The organism is Rothia aerolata, from assembly GCF_014635585.1.
In the GTDB taxonomy this organism is placed as follows: Bacteria; Actinomycetota; Actinomycetes; order Actinomycetales; family Micrococcaceae; genus Rothia; species Rothia aerolata.
Genome location: NZ_BMDC01000005.1, coordinates 59,462 through 76,320 on the forward strand (window position 1 = coordinate 59,462; position 16,859 = coordinate 76,320).

At 59.6% G+C, this 16,859-nt stretch carries 12 protein-coding genes and 1 tRNA gene; 10 read left to right on the top strand and 3 right to left on the bottom strand.

The window, feature by feature from the left end; translation table 11 throughout:
- Positions 1-47 precede the first annotated feature (47 nt).
- The 3 genes from IEV00_RS10935 (at position 48) to IEV00_RS10945 (ending at position 4,461) form a co-directional block, all read left to right on the top strand.
- A complete protein-coding gene (locus IEV00_RS10935; protein ID WP_188360407.1) occupies positions 48-2,453 on the top strand; it encodes a bifunctional metallophosphatase/5'-nucleotidase in 2,406 nt (801 codons plus the stop codon).
- A 16-nt stretch (positions 2,454-2,469) separates the two neighbouring features.
- A complete protein-coding gene (locus IEV00_RS10940) occupies positions 2,470-3,909 on the top strand; it encodes a TIGR01777 family oxidoreductase (protein WP_188360408.1) in 1,440 nt (479 codons plus the stop codon).
- A gap of 120 nt (positions 3,910-4,029) precedes the next feature.
- Positions 4,030-4,461, top strand: a complete 432-nt coding sequence (locus tag IEV00_RS10945) for a PLDc N-terminal domain-containing protein (protein WP_188360409.1) — start codon at positions 4,030-4,032, stop codon at positions 4,459-4,461.
- Positions 4,462-4,471: 10 nt separating this feature from the next.
- Here the strand turns inward: IEV00_RS10945 and IEV00_RS10950 are convergent, their stop codons facing one another.
- Positions 4,472-6,541, bottom strand: coding sequence for an MDR family MFS transporter (locus IEV00_RS10950; protein ID WP_188360437.1), 2,070 nt, complete (start codon positions 6,539-6,541; stop codon positions 4,472-4,474).
- A gap of 454 nt (positions 6,542-6,995) precedes the next feature.
- Here IEV00_RS10950 and IEV00_RS10955 point away from each other — a divergent pair, with 454 nt between their 5' ends.
- Complete coding sequence (locus IEV00_RS10955) at positions 6,996-7,508, top strand: ferritin (protein WP_188360410.1); 513 nt, start codon at positions 6,996-6,998, stop codon at positions 7,506-7,508.
- Between the two features lie 93 nt (positions 7,509-7,601).
- Here the strand turns inward: IEV00_RS10955 and IEV00_RS11195 are convergent, their stop codons facing one another.
- Together IEV00_RS11195 and IEV00_RS10965 are read right to left on the bottom strand one after the other, a co-directional pair.
- Positions 7,602-8,498, bottom strand: a complete 897-nt coding sequence (locus IEV00_RS11195) for a DMT family transporter (RefSeq protein ID WP_229723205.1) — start codon at positions 8,496-8,498, stop codon at positions 7,602-7,604.
- A 149-nt stretch (positions 8,499-8,647) separates the two neighbouring features.
- Positions 8,648-8,731, bottom strand: a tRNA-Leu gene (locus tag IEV00_RS10965).
- 353 nt (positions 8,732-9,084) lie between these two features.
- Between IEV00_RS10965 and IEV00_RS10970 the strand changes: the two genes are divergently transcribed.
- From IEV00_RS10970 to IEV00_RS10995, 6 genes are read left to right on the top strand one after another with little or no spacing between them, the layout of a single operon-like run.
- Positions 9,085-10,023: an FHA domain-containing protein gene (locus IEV00_RS10970; RefSeq protein ID WP_188360411.1), complete on the top strand. Its 939-nt coding sequence runs from the start codon at positions 9,085-9,087 to the stop codon at positions 10,021-10,023.
- Positions 10,023-10,511, top strand: coding sequence for an FHA domain-containing protein FhaB/FipA (locus IEV00_RS10975; RefSeq protein ID WP_188360412.1), 489 nt, complete (start codon positions 10,023-10,025; stop codon positions 10,509-10,511). The genes IEV00_RS10970 and IEV00_RS10975 overlap by 1 nt, the downstream gene beginning before the upstream one ends.
- A 4-nt stretch (positions 10,512-10,515) precedes the next feature.
- A complete protein-coding gene (locus IEV00_RS10980; protein WP_188360413.1) occupies positions 10,516-12,240 on the top strand; it encodes a PP2C family protein-serine/threonine phosphatase in 1,725 nt (574 codons plus the stop codon).
- On the top strand, positions 12,233-13,684 hold the full coding sequence (locus IEV00_RS10985) for an FtsW/RodA/SpoVE family cell cycle protein (protein ID WP_188360414.1): 1,452 nt from the start codon (positions 12,233-12,235) through the stop codon (positions 13,682-13,684). Before IEV00_RS10980 ends, IEV00_RS10985 begins: the two co-directional genes overlap by 8 nt.
- Positions 13,677-15,122, top strand: a complete 1,446-nt coding sequence (locus tag IEV00_RS10990; RefSeq protein WP_188360415.1) for a peptidoglycan D,D-transpeptidase FtsI family protein — start codon at positions 13,677-13,679, stop codon at positions 15,120-15,122. Before IEV00_RS10985 ends, IEV00_RS10990 begins: the two co-directional genes overlap by 8 nt.
- Complete coding sequence (locus tag IEV00_RS10995; protein WP_188360416.1) at positions 15,119-16,831, top strand: protein kinase domain-containing protein; 1,713 nt, start codon at positions 15,119-15,121, stop codon at positions 16,829-16,831. The genes IEV00_RS10990 and IEV00_RS10995 overlap by 4 nt, the downstream gene beginning before the upstream one ends.
- Positions 16,832-16,859: the final 28 nt, after the last annotated feature.

A 16,859-nucleotide genomic window follows, 5' to 3' on the forward strand; every position in this document is an offset into this window, starting at 1 on the left:
CGGTTTATGATGACTTTGACTCACATCACGTTTTCGTTAGGATTTCTATGTCTTTGCGTCTTACCCGCACCGGTGCCGCCGGTGCAGTTACCCTTGCCCTGGTTATCGTCCCGCTGACCGCCTCCCCCGCCTTTTCTGCGGAGGAAACCCGCACCCTGCAGCTGCTGAACATCAACGATTTCCACGGCCGCATTAGCACCGATATTGGCATGGGTCTGGCGGGTACCATTCAGGCCCAGCGGGCCGAGAACCCCAACACGTTGCTGCTCTCGGCCGGCGATAACGTCTCGGCCTCGCTGTATGTCTCTAGTGTTCAGGACGACGCTCCCACGATTGACTACCTCAACGCCCTGGGCCTACAGGCTTCGGCCACCGGCAACCACGAGTACGACCGCGGCCTGGATGACCTACAGAACCGCCTGAGCAACCTGGCGCAGTTCCCCTATCTGGCAGCAAACGTTACCGATAAGAACACCGGTGAGCCGGTGAGCGACCCCTTTGTGATCCTTGAAGCCCCCGATGGCACCAAGGTTGCGGTGATCGGCACCGTCACCCAGGAGACCCCGCAGCTGACCGATCCCTCTGCCCTGGCCGGCGTCAATTTTGGTGATCCGGTTCAGGCCACCAACCGCTACGCGGCCCAGCTCTCTGACGGCGATGAATCCAACGGTGAGGCAGACGTGATTGTTGCCGAGTACCACGAGGGCGTGAACACTGCCGCCCCCGAAAGCGACCCGATTATTACCGGCACCAGCCCCGCCGTCGACGTCATTTTTACCGGCCACACCCACGAGGAATACGTGATTGACGCGCCGGTACCCGGCGAACCCGGCACCACCCGCCCGGTGCTTCAGACCGGCAACTACGGCGATAATCTCGGCGATGTGACCCTCACCCTGGATTCCCAAAACAAGGTGGTGGGCTACGAGGCAACCCTGCACGAGCGCGGAGCCGTGCCCAGCGCAGAGCAGATTGCGGCCGACCCGGTACTGGCCGAGACCAACCGTATTCTCAACGAGGCTAACGCCTACGCCGAGGAGCAGGGTAACGTTGCCGTAGCTCCCCTAGACGGCAAAATTACCACCGGCTGGGATGCTGCCCAGCAGGATTCCAAGGGCGGCTTCGACCAGCGCAACCTGGAATCCACTATGGGCCACCTGGTAGCTGACATGTACCTCTCGGCGGCAAACTCCACCGGCCGCACCCCCGCCGATATTGGCATTGTGAACCCCGGTGGCCTGCGCGATGAGTTCCCCGCCGGCCTGCGCAACTCTCTTGCCACCGAGGCGGGCACCCTGACCGTTGCCGATATTGTCTCCGTAGCTCCCTTCGCTAATAACCTCTGGACCACCCAGCTCACCGGTGCCCAGCTGCGCCAGGTGCTGGAGGAGCAGTGGCAGCAGGACGCCACCGGAGCTATGGCTACCCGCCCCTACCTGCAGCTGGGGCTTTCTTCCAACGTCACCTACACCTACACCGGCTCCCCCGATGCCGAGGGTTATGCAACGCGCGGCTCCAACATCGATGAAATCTATGTCAACGGCAAGAAGGTGCAGGATTCCGACACCTTTACCGTAGCGATTCCCTCTTTCTTACTCGGCGGTGGCGATAACTTCACCACCCTCTCCCAGGGCACTAACGCCCAGGACACCGCTCTGGTCGATTCCGATGCTTTCATCGCCTACCTGCAGGGCATGGACTCCGTGGCTCCCCGCTTTGAGAAGCAGGCGGTGCGCGTGGCTGATTTGGCGGATACTTACGACCTCTCCGGCAACCTGACCTTCAGCCTCTCAGACCTGAACACCCGCTCCTATGACGTTCCCGAGCTCACGGCCCTTGACGTGATGGTTGACGGAATTAAGGTGGGGACCGTGGAGGTTGCCTCCGGTGCCACCACCGTCGATCTGCCCCTGGCCAACCTGGGTATTGGCGCGGGCGAGCACGAGATTCTTCTGACCGACCCCACCGGCGTTGTGGGCACCGAGGTGCGCTTGAGTGCCAACTTCACTGCGGAGGCTGCTGAAGCTCCCGGCGCTGAGGTTCCTAACCAGGACGACGCCGCACCGGCTCCTGACGTTCAGACTCCCGCCGAGGACGGCGCCGCGGTAGCGCCTACCGTGCCTGAGGCTCAGGCTCCCGCCACTGACGACGGCGCTGCGGTAGCACCCGCTGCCCCGGCCGGCTCCACCGGCGAGACCGCTACCGAAATCACTGAGTCAGCTGAGGTAGCTGCGGCGGAATCTTCCTCCAGCGAGCAGCAGACCGGAACCCACTCTGCTCAGAAGAGCGACTCCCCCAGCCTGACCACCCCGCAGGCAGAGCAGCAGAACTCGAGCGGCGGCGTCCTCGCCTCCACCGGCTTTAGTGGGCTTCAACTCGCCCTGGCGAGCGCGGCAGTGGTGGCTCTGGGTGCAATAATGGTGATGTTTGCACGTCGTCCCAAGAAACACTAATTAGGAGCGCCCCCTCGTGAGCATATTTGAATCCTCGGCACCGGTAAATTTTCCGCTGGAGCAGGTCAATACCTGGTTTCGCCGCAGGGGGGCGCTCACCCGCATTACCCCGCACTGGGCGGGGTCAGTGATTGAAGAGGCCGCCGTTGCCCCGGGCAGCCGGGCTAAGCTCAAGTCGGGTGTGCCCGGCACCCGCAGCGTGATTACCATGCCCTGGGTCAGCGAGGTGACTCGCGTAGAGGAAACCTCCTTCACCGACCGCCAGCTCAAGGGCCCCTTCAAGGAGTGGGAGCACACCCACGACCTGCTGGGTACCGCAGGTGCGACCGTGGTGCGCGACTCGATTCGCTACGAGCTTCTGCCCGAGTCTGAGATCAAGGCAAAGGCTAAGGCGGGCGAGCCCGTTCGCGCTTCGTCGCTGGTGAGCATGCGCCGGTTTACCCAGCGGTTTAGCGGCAAGCAGGTGGAAAAGCACATCGAGGCGATGCTGGCAGAGCGCACCCGCCGTCTTGAAGCCGATCTGGCCTTTCAGCAGCGCTACGCTCACGAGCCAATCACGGTGGTGATTGCCGGGGCCTCGGGCACGGTGGGTCGGCAGGTTCAGGCCCTGCTGACCGGCGGTGGCCACACCGTGCGCACGCTGGTGCGCCGCGAACCCCGCACCGAGAACGAGTTCCGCTGGAACCCCGCACGGGGCGGCATCGACGAAGCTGCCTTTGACGGCGCTCAGGCAGTGATTCACCTGGGTGGTGCCTCGATTAACACCCGGTTTAGCGAGAAAAACAAGAAGCGGATTCTTGAGTCCCGCGTGAACTCCACCCACCTGCTGGCCCAAACTCTGGCCAAGCTCGCCCCGCAGGGTGGGCCCCAGACCTTCATCTGCGCCTCAGCGATCGGCTACTACGGAGCCAACCGCAGTGGAGAGCTTCTCAGCGAAGAGTCCAAACCGGGCGGGGACTTTCTCGCCTTTGTCTGCAAGCGCTGGGAGGAAGTCTGCGACCCCGCCCGCGAAGCTGGAATCCGCGTGGTCAACGTGCGTACCGGCGTCGTACAGTCTGCCCTGGGTGGGGCCCTGCGCATGCAGCTGCCCCTCTTTCTCTCGGGTGCCGGGGCGGTGCTGGGCAAGGGTGAAAACGTTCAGTCCTGGATTTCCCTCGACGACATTGCCGGCATCTACGTTCACGCTCTTTTCACCGACACCCTTGAGGGCCCGGTCAATGCGGTAGCACCGGCGCCGGTTACCGCCAAGAAGCTGGCAAAGACCGTGGGTAAGGCGGTGGGCCGCCCGGTACTTCTGCGCGCGCCCAAGCTTGCGCCCGCCCTGCTTTTGGGCAAGGACGGCGTAGAGCAGCTGGTGCTGGCAGACCAGACAGTCAGCTGCGATAAGTTGCAGGAGAGCGGCTACGAGTTCTTTGAGACTGATTTGCTCACGGCAATGAGGCACGAGCTGGGCTAGGCTTGCCTCCTCTTTTCCTCCGCGAGGGGTCACATACCGTTCACTTTTTGCCTATTTTGGGGCTTATTTTGAACGATATGTGACCCCTCGCAATTTGGGGGTGTGAGATAATCTAGCCCTATGAATCTCGAGACAGACGCCGCCCCCGCAGACCCCACCCTTCTCAGCTGGTTGGTTCTTGGCATGATTCTGCTGGGTATCGCGCTGGCGCTCTACTGCATTTTCACCATCTACCGCAACAAGCACTTCGATGAGGTGCACAAGCTCGGCTGGCTGCTGCTTGCCCTGGCCCTGCCCATCTTCGGCCCTATCGCCTGGATGGTGCGCTCCCACCAGGAGAAAAAACACCGGGCACGGCCTGACTATGTAGAAGCTTCCGTCGGGGGCGAGGATTGGCAGGACGGCGCCGTCCCCGCCTCAGAGCATCCCCGCACCTTTCGCCCGCGGACCGTGGCGGCTACTTCAGATGTGGAAAACCTCAATACCGGCGACTCCCCCGAGAACCCTTTTATCACTCAGAACCAGGACGGCACTCGGGGGCTGAAGTTCTAAAATCCACAGCCTACTTACGCTTGCGCAGGGCAGAAACAATCACGGCTGAGAGGCCGGCCGCCACCGAAGCCCCGGCAACACCCAGCCATGCTTTACGCTCAGAGGCCGACTGGGTTTTGCGCAACCGGGTTGGTGCCACGCCAGGGGTCTGAGCAGGAGCCGGCGCGGCGTCGTCCTGAAGCTCAGAATCCACAGCAACAGTCGCCTTCTGCTCCGCACCTGCTGCGGGAGAATCCGCAACATCGTGGCCGATCACCGGGAAAGAGCCGGTGGCGGGGCCAATGGCGTTGATCATGCCGGTGCGGGGTGCATCAGCGGATTCCTGAATGCCGGAGCGCTGGCGCAGCGGGGGCACGCGGAAGAAGAGCGAGAGCACAAAGGCCAGGCAAATCACCGCGAAGCCCACCCAGAACACGCTCACGGCGGAGTTGCTGAAACCGACCATGAAAGGGCGGGTCAGGCGGGGGTCGGCGCCGTTGAGGTAGGAGGTGTCGGAGATATTCGCCGAGCCCTCGTTCGAGGAGTCTGAAGATGCTTCCTGTTCCTGAATCTGAGAAGAAATCTCGGGAGCAACCTGCTCAACCACCTGGGAGCGGAACTCATCGTTTGACCAGTCCACCGGTTGCCCGGTGGGTGCCATCTGCGCCTCGACCTGCTGCTTGATGGGGTCAACAATGGGGTTCCACATCTGCTCCATTACCCCGGCGTTGGCGGGGGCGGTGGCGACAGCGGGGGTCAGGGCGGCGTCCAGGGCTGAAGAAAGCTCCTCTTCATCGCTCATAGAGTTCTGAATATTGGTGGGCATCACGGTAAAGAGCACGGAGAGCAGCACCGCGGTGCCCAGGGTACCGCCAATCTGGCGGAAGAAGGTGGCCGCAGAGGTTGCCACGCCCATGTAGTAGGGCTTCACCGCGTTCTGGGCAGCCAGGGTCAACGACTGCATGAGCTGGCCCAGGCCCAGGCCAATGCCGAACATGCCCAGCATCAGGAACCAGATTTCGCGGTCTGCGTTCATGAAGGTCAGGTAGAAGTAGGCGATGCCCATGAGGAAGAGACCGAAAATCGGGAAGATCTGGTACTTACCGGTTTTCGATACCACAATGCCCGAGACGATTGACGAAATCATGATGCCGGCGGTCATGGGCAGGGTTGCGAAACCCGCCTCGGTGGGGGTCAGGCCCATGACAATCTGAAGGAAGAGCGGAATGGTCATCATCGCACCGAACATGCCGAAGCCCACCAGGAAACCCAGAAGGGTTGCCATAGAGAAGGAGCCGGTGCGGAAGAGCTTGAGCGGAATAATCGCATCTGCCCCCTGCTTCGACTCGATAGCAAGGAAAACGATGAGACCCAGCGCCGCAATCACGTAGCAGGTGATAGCCGCCGCGGAGCCCCAGCCCCACTCGCGGCCCTGCTCAGCCACGAGCAGCAGGGGAACGAGGGCCACCATGACGGCGACGGCGCCGCCCCAGTCTACGTGCGGCTTCTCCTTGTTCTTGCCCTGGTTGGGAATGTGCAGGAAAGTCCAGACCATTGCAAACGCAATAATGCCGATGGGCACGTTAATGAGAAAGACCCAGCGCCAGCCGGTTACCCAGAGAATCTCATTGGCACCGGCAAAAATGCCGCCAATCAGGGGGCCCAGCACTGAGGAAACACCAAAGACGGAGAGGAAGTAGCCCTGGTACTTCGCACGATCGCGGGGTGCCAGAATATCTCCCATAATCGCCATGGGGAGCGACATCAGCGCACCAGCACCAATACCCTGCACACCACGGAAGGCAGCCAGCATAATCATGGAGGTCGAGAAGCTAGAGAGCAGGGAACCCAGAATAAAGACGAAAATACCGAAGAGGTAGAGCGGGCGCCGTCCAAACAGGTCAGAGAGCTTACCGTAAATCGGGGTGGTGATGGTGGAGGTAATCATGTAGGCGGTGGTGACCCACGCCTGCTGTTCCAGACCGTTGAGGTCATCACCGATGGTTCTAATGGAGGTGGAGACAATGGTCTGGTCGAGGGACGATAGGAACATGCCCGCCATGAGGCCAAAGATAACCAGCAGAATCTGCCGCTGGGTCATCAGAGGGTTTGACTCACCCTCTGATGCGGCGCCCTGGGGCGCTTTGGTTTCTACTGTTGTTGAAGACAAAAAATAACCTTCGTAGCTGAAGAACCTCGTCTGTTAGGGAGGTTGAACCGGTAGCTGATGTCGGTTCGCTATGTTTCCTCTTGGCCAACTATCAAACAATAGGTGCTCGGAGAAGTATTAAGCGAACGAAAATTTATTCTAGTTGCAATGGTGCGGTTTCTGCACCCCTGCAAAAAGATTTTCGCTAAGTGTGATGAAAAATGCTCCGGCACAGATGAAAATCCTTGATTTCTAGCGGTTTTTCGGCTGGTTAGTATGGCCTGGGTAACCTTCTACCCGGGGGTTTCCTAACCGTCAATTTAAGGTCTCCACAGCGGTTAACCGCACAAACTAAACCGTCAAAAAGTTACAGACAAGCTGACTTTTTCTCGCTAGATTAGGTGGTATGCAGATTACTACTGACCTTGAAAAGAAGTTCCAAGAACAGATCACTCTAGAGTTTGAGTCGGCTATCGCCTACCGCCAGTTGGCGATTGAGGCAGACGAGCAGGATCTTCCCGGCATCTCCGCCTGGTTCCACGCTCAGGCCGAAGAGGAAACCCAACACGCGCTGAAGTTCATCAAGTTTGTTTCTGACCGCGGCAACCACGCCAACATCGGCCAGATTCCCGAGCACTCCATCAAGCCGGGTCTGAGCCCCGTTGAGATGTTTGAGGTTGCCCTGGCGAACGAGCAGAAGGTTTCTGCCGCTATCCGCGACCTCTACCGCGAGACCGAGGCTGCCGCCGATTTCGAGTCCCGCCCCCTGCTCAACTGGTTCATGGAAGAACAGATTGAGGAGGAGGCAACCACCTCTGAAATTCTGGCCCGCCTGCAGATGGTCAACGGTGAGGGCTCGGGCCTGCTGCGCATCGACGCGGAGCTGGGCGGCCGCCAGCCCGCCATCGCGGAGAGCTAGGCTTTATCTCCAACCCCCGCGAGGGGTCACGTATCGTTCAAAAATAGCCCCAAAACAGGGCAAAAGTGAACGATATGTGACCCCTCGCGGTTTTTAGGCCTCGGCTTTCTTCGACAACAGAACCGGCACTATCGAGGCGCACACAATCGCAAAAAGAATCACGACCTGGCTAAAAGTAACTGAAGCCCCTAAGAGCACGTCGGTGCCTAAAACAATGGCCGGCAACCACGCGATCACTAAAGACGAGGCCAAGGGCGAGGCAATAGTAATGCCCCATTGCAGAAGCAAGATAGGCAAGGTTACGCACACAACAGATAACCCAACGTTTTGAAAGATATTGCCGCCTGCCAGTGAATTTTGCGCGGTAAAGACAACGATAATGCCGCTAACCACCCAGGCAAGATGAAAACGTATAGCAGCTATCTGAAGAACGCTTGCCCCTTCTCGCACAGCAGCTTGCGAAGAATAGAGCACGCCTACCGCTGAAGATCCAGCCAAAATAGCCAAGAGAATGCCCACAATCGTTACGGCGTTGTACCGAATATCTTGAAGTGCAACGAAGATTGCCGCCAGGAAAACCACGAGAACAGGGGCGAATAGGGTCTTTACCCCAGAAGTATTTTTCGCCGCTATTACCATCATGAAGGCGACAATGAGCGGGCCAACCCCTGTTTCAATCACGCTTGCAGCCGCTGGGGGAACCATGGTCGCCGAGATATAAAACAGGCAGAATGCGCCCGCCGTGAAGATGTTGAGGGAAAGCGCGGTTTTTCGAGAAACCGCCGAGCGAGGGGCGGCCGAGTTCTTCTTTCGAGTAAACAGGTAGGCTAAAAGCGATATGCCAGCGGCTGCTAGAAAGGCGCTAAAGGTAAGGAAGGTTGAGCGAGATGGGTCTACTAACTTTCCTACTAGGGAAGTACCGACTCCCTGCCATATAACTGCTACGGCAACAATGAGAATCCCAATTCTTTTGTGAGCGGGTGCCTGCATATAATCCTTAGCTCTAGTATCTAGCCTCCTCGAGAGGCCATTTTTAAACCGAAAATCAGCTAAAAACGGTACAAAAGTGGCCGCTCGGCACTCAGGGTACGAAAAAAACCGCCCCCCTCGGATTTCCCGAGTGAGAGCGGTTTGCTCTGTGCGCAAGGGGGGACTTGAACCCCCACGATCTTGCGATCACTGGCACCTGAAGCCAGCGCGTCTGCCAATTCCGCCACTTGCGCAAGTGGTCGGCACCGATAGTCTCGGTGTGCAACGAGTAATAACTATACACACAGGCGAGCCAAAACGTCCAATCGAGAGCTGAGTGCGTTTGGTCACTCTTCGATCCTATTTAGAATACCCGTCCCGAGCACCCGGTCACCTGAGGGGTGAAGACCGCCGGTTAAGGCACTTAATCTATTAGACTGGGGCTATAGAGTTGCTGTTACTGCGCCAAAAATTGCGGCGGAAAGAGAAGGCCAAAAGGCCCGGCTCTCTAAGCTTTTGATAACGCGGTACACAGGTTGCCCACACAAAGGTCGGTTATGCTGTTCAACTTGCAGCTACCCACGAGATTTCTAAAGGAGGCCAAGTCATGGGGTTCATCAACAGGATTGAACAGGGCCTGGAGAAGGCCGTGCGTGGCACCTTTAGCAAGGGTGGCGGCGTGTTTGAGCCGGTCGATTTGGCCAACCGTATTCGTACGGATATGGACAACAAGGCATACGCGATTTCCTCGGGCCGCACTATTGCGCCCAATGTTTTCACCTTGGAGTTTGCGGCGGAGGATTTTCCCCGGGTTCAGAAGTGGGGTGCTGCCCTGGCAGAAGAGCTCTGCGATGTGGCGATTCGCCATGCCCGTACCCAGGGCTACTCCCTGCGCGGTTCTGTTCGGGTGACCTTCACCGTTGCCGAAGAGGTGGAGCCGGGTGACTTTGAGGTGCATTCTTCTCAGGAGAAGGTTGCAGCACCCAATCAGCGCCAGGAAAGCCCCTCCCACCAGCAGGCTTACCGCCAGCCCGAGCCCCAGCTGCAGCAGCCGGCGTCCATTCGTCAAAGCGCCTTCGACACTCCCGACTCCGCAGCGGAGCCCCGTCTACATCGCCAGCCCAGGGTTCCTCGCCCACCGCGGCGTAACCAGCCGGAGCCCTCCCAGCATCCCAGCAACCACAGTCTGCTCACCGCCCCCACCCAGCTCAGCCCGCAGGTGGGCTTTGGTCAAAGCTATGCGCAGCAGCCCCAGGTGGTGCTTGAAATCAACGGTGAGAACTACTCGGTGCGTGATCTTCCGGTCGTTCTGGGCCGCGGTTCCAACGCCGATATCACGGTTGAAGATACCGGGGTTTCGCGCCGTCACTTAGAGATTATGGAGCAGGACGGCGTCTACCTGGCGGTAGACCTCGGTTCCACCAACGGTAGCTTTGTCAACGGTGAGAAGCTGATGGGTCGGCGCGAGATTGGCAACGGATCGGTGATCACTATGGGGCGGGCCCGCATTGTCTTTCGCCTGATGGTTCCAAGGGGGGAACGCTAATGGCCTCTGAAATTACCGTTACGCTTCTGCGCTTTGCTTTTCTGGCTCTGCTGTGGAGCTTCGTCTTTTTGATTCTTGCGGCTTCGCGCCGGGATTTGGGCGTAGGTAAGAATTTCCGCGCCACCCGCGCCGCGGCGGCGCCGTCCTCCCAGCCTGAGAGTCGCGCTGCCGGTCAGCAGACCCCGCCGCCTCCTGCCCGCCCCACCCAGCTGGTGATTACGGACGGCGCCCAGGCGGGTTCCGTGTTGCGTTTAGGAGACCAGCCCATCACCCTGGGTCGGGCCAGCGACATTGAGGTTTCCCTGCAGGATGACTACGCTTCGGGCCGCCATGCCCGCCTCTTTCCCCAGGGTTCCCGCTGGTTTCTTGAAGACCTCGGTTCCACCAACGGCACCTTCGTGGGTGGCACCCGCCTCACCCGCGCCACCCCTATTGAGCCGGGCACCGACTTCCGCGTGGGCCGTACCACCATGCAGCTGAGGGCATAGGCTGATGGGAATCGCTTTTCGCTATGCCGCCCGCTCCGATGTGGGTAGAGTGCGCGCTAAAAATGATGACTCGGGCTACGCCGGTCATTATTTAGCGGTGGTTGCCGACGGCATGGGTGGCCACGTGGGTGGCGACGTTGCCTCTGCCACCACCGTTTTAGACCTGACTCCGCTGGATCACCCGGGCTTCAACGGCTCTGCCGGCGTGTACCTGGCCGATGAAATTACCACCGCCAACATGATTATGAACGAGCTGGTGGATCTCAACCCGCGCCTATCTGGCATGGGAACCACCTGCACTGCCCTGCTGATTGACGGCGAGCAGATTGAGCTTGCCCATATCGGTGACTCCCGCGCCTACCGCCTGCGCGGGGAAAATTTTGAGCAGATCACCACCGACCACACTTTTGTGCAGCGTCTGCTCGAAGAGGGGCGCCTGACCCCGCAGGAGGCGGAGAACCACCCGCACAAGAACGTGATTATGCGAGTGCTGGGTGATGTTGATGCCTCCCCCGAACTACAGACCAAGACCCTCGATGCGGAAATCGGTGAGAAGTGGGTTCTTTCTTCAGACGGTCTTGACTCGGTGGTTGAGGTCTCTGAGATTGAGGCGGTGATGCGCTCCACCGGCGACCTCAAGCAGATTTGCGATACTCTGGTTGACCTCACTCTCGACCGAGGTGCCCCCGATAACGTCACGGTGGTGGTGCTGTCGGTGATCGATGAGGAAAGTCTCTCAGACGCTATTACCTCCCCCCAGCCTATTATTCCCCTGCGGAAATATACGCAGGACGGCGAGCTAATTGGCGAGGCTCCCGAGGTGGAGGAAGCTGCCGAACTGGCCCCCTCTGCCGAGGATAAACCGGAGGGCCGTGAAGAAACCGCAGAGACCGCCGACGGCGAGGAGGCGGCGTCCAAACATCGCGCCCCCTGGCGCCGCCGCCTGCCCCACGACGCCAAGCTGCGCAACGCCCTGCGCCACGGCAAGTGGCGCGGCGAGTCTTTCTCCGACGGCGTCTTTAATATGATGACCGAGACCTCGGGGCTGGACGAGCGCCCCGAACGGTGCGAGGATTCGTCGGCTGCGGTACTGCGGCAGGAACTCAACGAGAGGCCCCACCAGCTGGTGGGTGCGGCAGCCAATGCCACCAATACCGGCATGATTCCTGCGGTGACCAACCGTACCCTGGAACGGCGCGCCACCATGACCGAAACCAAGGAGCAGCAGCCGGTGGATGATCCGGCTGACCTACCCGAGGAAATTCAGGCGCTGATTGATGATTCGCAGCCGCCCCGACCCAATTGGCCGTTGCGCTTCTTTGTCACGGTGCTGGCCCTGGGTGCCGTGCTGGCAGCCGGCGCCGCCTTTCTCAACTGGGTGGATAACCAGTACTACGTGGGAATTAGCGACGAGAAGGTGGCGGTCTACAGCGGTATTCCCCAGTCCATTGGACCGGTACACCTCTACGAGGTGGTGGAAGAAACCGATATTGAGGTGAATTCCCTACCTGAGTACTCGAGGTCCCTGTTGCAGGGCACTATCTCTGCCGAGGATGAGGCCGATGCCGAGCGCATAGTCAGCGACCTTCAGGCGCAGGCAGACCTTCGCTCCGACAGCGGACAGGATTCCCCGCAGCCCACCCCCGGCACCGTGACAACGGTAAGACCCTCAGACAGCGCTTCACCCAGCAGTTCAGAACCGAGCAGATCAGGAGGCACCAATGGCTAAGAAAAACCTGGCTGACTCCCTGCCCGCGCCCAAGTCCCGCCGCATGGTAGAGCTGGCACTGACCCTCATCGCCGTGGCGCTCTGCCCCGCTAGCATGTGGCTCATTGATTCCGAGGCAATTGCCGAGGGTGAGACCACCTGGCTTTTGGCTACCGCGGTGCTAGGTGGCGGCGCCCTGCTGATTCATATCGTTCTGCACCTGCGCGCCAGGTATGCAGACCCCTTTATTCTGCCCTGCGTGGTAGCCCTCAATGCTCTGGGGCTGGCCATGATCTATCGGATTGATTTGACCACCAGCGCTAACGCCGGTGCCAGCCAGATTATCTGGACGGGCGTGGCGATGGTCGCCGCGGCTGCGGTGATCTTCTTCCTCAAAGACCATAAGGTTCTGCGGAAGATTACCTATATTTCGCTAGCGGCATCTTTAGTTCTGCTGCTTCTGCCCCTGCTCCCCTTCATTGGGCTAGAGCTCAACGGCGCCCGAATTTGGATCTCGGTGGCGGGCCGCACCTTCCAGCCCGGCGAGATTGCCAAGATTACTCTGGCTATATTCTTCGCCGGCTATCTTTCGATCCACCGCGACCTCATCATGCTGGCAGGCAAGAAGGTGGGCCCGGTGCGCCTGCCCCGCTTCAAAGACCTTGCCCCCATGTTCGTCGCCTGGCTGGCAAGTATCGGCGTGCTGGTCTTCCAGCGTGACCTCGGTTCAGCGATCCTCTTCTTCGGACTCTTTATGGCCATGCTCTACCTGGCCACTGAATCCCGCACCTGGGTGGCGCTGGGCCTGATTTTTGTGGCTGCCGGAGGTGTGCTCGCCTACAACTTCATCAGCCACGTGAACTACCGTATCTACGCTTGGATTCACGCTTTCGACCCCGAAATTTATAACCAGGCATACGGCGGTTCGGGCCAGATTATTCAGGGTCTCTTCGGCCTGGCAGCCGGTGGTCTCTTCGGTAAGGGCTGGGGCAACGGCCGCCCCGACCTGGTGGCGTTCTCCAACTCAGACATGATTATTACCGCCCTGGGTGAAGAACTGGGCCTGGTGGGCCTCGCCGCCATTCTCATGCTCTTTCTGCTGGTGATTACCAGGGGTCTGCGCGCAGCCCTGGGAACCCGCGATAGCTTCGGCAAGCTGCTGGCCGGTGGGCTTTCCGCCGTCATGGTGCTGCAACTCTTTGTGGTGATTGGCGGCGTTACCCGACTCATTCCGCTGACCGGTCTGACCACCCCCTTTATGTCGGCCGGTGGCTCATCTCTGCTAGCCAACTGGGTGATTGTGGCGATTCTGCTGGCCATCTCCCACACCGCCCGCGCCCCGCACGTGGTGGAGATGTATGACGACCAACAAGACAGCATCGACTACAGCGGTAGCGAAAATGACGGCGCAACCAGCGTGATTTCCCGTATTTCTTCAACTTCTGCAGGAGGCGAGAATGAATAAAGCAATCCGGAATGTGTGGGTTGTCTCCGCCTGCGTTTTTATTCTGCTGTTGGGCTCGCTGAGTTACATCCAGTTCTTCGACGCCAAGTCTCTAAGCGCTAACGCCTGGAACTCCCGTTCCATGTATGAAAGCTACGGGGCCCAGCGCGGTTCGATTGTGGTGGACGGCCGCGAAATCGCCTCGTCAGTGCCCTCGGACGACGGCTACGACTACCAGCGCATCTACTCCAGCCCCGAGGCCTACGCTAACCTGACCGGCTACTTCTCGTCGATCTACGGCACCACCGGGCTGGAATCGGCCATGAATGAGGAGCTGGCGGGAACCTCTGACCGGCAGTTCTATGACCGCCTGGCCCAGATGTTCACCGGCGGATCGTCACAGGGGGCCACCGTGGAGCTGACCATCGACTCTCAGCTGCAGGAGCTGGCCTACAACCTGCTGGCGGGGCACAAAGGATCCATCGTGGCGCTGAACCCCAAAACCGGCGAGGTGCTGGCTATGGCTTCGACCCCCTCCTACGACCCCAATGCCCTGGCCTCGCACAACAACGAGTCGGTACTGGCCCAGTACCAGGCGCTGACCGAAGACTCCGATAACCCGCTCTATAACCGGGCGATTGCCGGAAACACCTACTCGCCCGGCTCTACCTTCAAGATTATTGACGCGGTAGCAGCTCTCGAGTCTGGCAAATACAATAAAGACAGCGTGATTGATAATCCCCAGGAGTACAGGCTGCCCGGTACTAACACCACTTTGCCCAACTATGTGAACGGCCAATGTGCCACCCGCACCGAAGCCACCATAGAATGGGCTTTAGCGCAGTCGTGCAATACTCCTTTTGCCCAGATTGCGATGGATATTGGAGAGGATAAGCTGACTGAGGTAGCACAGAATTTTGGTTACGGGGATTCGTCCCTGTCTATTCCGCTAGCGGTTTCTGAGTCGGTCTTTCCGGCTGACATGGCCGAGAGCGAATTGGCCCAGGCTGCCATCGGTCAGTTCGATGTACGAACCACCCCCTTGCAGGTGGCCATGACTTCAGCAGCTATTGCCAATGACGGCAAGCAGATGAAACCGAACCTGATTCGGTCAGTAAAATCGCATAATTTGAATTCTCTTTATGAGTTTTCGTCAGAAGAGTTGAGACAATCGACATCTAAGCAGGTTGCTCAGCAGGTGAAAGATTGGATGGTTAATGACGTGGACAATGGCATCGCGTCTGGCGCCGCGGTAGGCGGGGTCAAGGTTGCCGGTAAAACCGGTACCGCCGAACTTGGTACCTCCGGTCTCAACAACGCGTGGTTTACGGGTTTTGCGCCTGCTGATGACCCACAGATTGCACTTGCAGTGGTATACGAAGGTGTGGATACTGCTGAGGGAGCGCAGCTTGCAGCTCCTGCAGCCCAGCAGATTTTCGAGGCGGTGTTGAACAAGTGAGACCCTCAACCGAGACAACTCTGGGCGGTCGTTACGATCTGACCGAGCGCATTGCTATTGGCGGCATGGGTGAGGTCTGGAAGGCCCGAGACAAGGTACTGGGGCGCATAGTCGCGGTCAAGATTCTGAAAGAGGAATATACCGGCGACCCCGGTTTCCTCGAGCGTTTCCGCGCCGAGGCCCGCCACACTGCCCTGCTTAACCACCCCGGTGTAGCCAATGTTTTTGACTACGGTGAGGAGGAGGGCTCTGCCTACCTGGTCATGGAGCTGGTTCCGGGTGAGCCACTGTCTGCCATTATCGAGCGCGAGCGCAAGCTCGATCCCGACCGTATTTTGAATATCATTGCCCAGACTGCCCGCGCGTTGGCTGCCGCCCACGCTCAGGGTCTGGTGCACCGCGATGTGAAGCCCGGTAACCTGATTATCACTCCCGATGATCGCGTGAAGGTCACCGACTTTGGTATTGCCCGCCTGGCAGACCAGGTGCCGCTGACCGCCACCGGCCAGGTGATGGGTACCGCCCAGTATCTTGCGCCCGAGCAGGCTACCGGCCAGCAGGCTACCGCCTCTTCAGATATGTATTCTCTGGGCATTATTGGCTATGAGTGCCTGGCGGGTAAGCGCCCCTTTACCGGCGAGTCGCAGATTGCTATTGCGCTAGCCCAGGTGAACGATCCACCTCCGCCGCTGCCCAAGAAGGTGCCGGCTGCGGCGGCCGGCTTGATTATGTGCCTGCTGTCTAAGGATCCCGCCCAGCGCCCCGAGAACGCTACGGCTCTGGCGAGCGCGATTGACGCGATTCGCCGCCGCGATATTCCCGCAGCTATTAAGGCTGTTCCGTCCCTGGAGCAGTTCCTACCCCGCGGCGCCCAGACCTCGGCAACCGAGGTGATGACCGCCCCCACCGCTGTTGCTGCAACAACTCCGCGTTTTGGTAGCGGTCAGCGGTATAACCCGCAGCCCACCACCGCCGAGATGCCCGCCGTCAGCGGCTCCACCCTGGCGTCGTCCCCGGCCTACCCCGCCGCGCCGGTTAAGAAGAAGTCGCCCTGGGGCTGGGTCTCCCTGCTTCTGGCGCTGGTTCTTGCCGGTCTGCTGGTCTGGTTCTTCTTGGCTGGCAACAACAGCAGCTCCAGCACCACCTCTGACGACGCCACGCCCACGGCCGAGGGTACTGTCTCTACGGTAGAGGCTAGCCCCGAGGACGACGCCGCGGCGGCTACAGACACCGTTGAGACGGTGGAGATCAACCCGGCTAATTTCGAGGGTCGCAACCTTGAAGAGGTCGTCAACGAACTGGTTAACATGGGGCTGTCTACCCGAACCACCGGGGTTACCTCAGATCAACCGTCAGATACCGTTCTTTCGGTCTCCCCCAGCGGTACCGTTGAGGTAGGTAGCACGGTCACGGTCGAGTATTCCACCGGCCCCCGCTCTGTGACCCTGCCCAGTGACCTTGAGGGTAAGGATGCCGATGAGGCGATTAACCAGATTACCGAGCTGGGTGTGAACGTGAAGGTACACCAGGAGGAGTCGAGGAGCGCAGACGAGAACACGGTTCTGCGAACCAACCCCTCTTCTGGGTCTCAGGTTGAAGTTGGTAGTAGCGTAGATGTTTACGTGGCTACCGCTCCGGAAGCTTCAGCCAGTGCCTCTGCCAGCGCCTCCGCACAGGCTTCCCCCACCACTACTACCGCAGCGAACTAACGGGTGAAACGTATGGAATTTAGTGTTC